Here is a 244-nt window from a genome sequence, read left to right on the forward strand (position 1 = left end):
TTTTTGAGCTGATTCAATAGACATATAATCTGGGGGCATGATATCAACCGTATGGACGGGTAAGCCGTCAATTCTCTTTATTGAGTCGTAGCGAGTACCGGTTCCAAGCGTTGAGATATCTCGAATGTTATAATTGAATGCGTCTTTTTCTAGCACAGGCAAAGATAAAAAATATTCCATGTCATTCCAATCGCTTGCCCTGAGAAACACATCTAGATTTTCGGTTTCATGGAAAAGCTCAGTT

1 protein-coding gene is annotated in these 244 nt (G+C 39.8%); it reads right to left on the reverse strand.

Features of this window, described 5'->3' with window-relative positions; translation table 11 throughout:
- Positions 1-244: hypothetical protein (locus SB749_RS20515; protein WP_410711935.1), on the reverse strand; the 244-nt coding region annotated here is incomplete at both ends.

This window comes from Brevibacterium sp. SIMBA_078 (assembly GCF_046534565.1).
GTDB lineage: Bacteria > Actinomycetota > Actinomycetes > Actinomycetales > Brevibacteriaceae > Brevibacterium.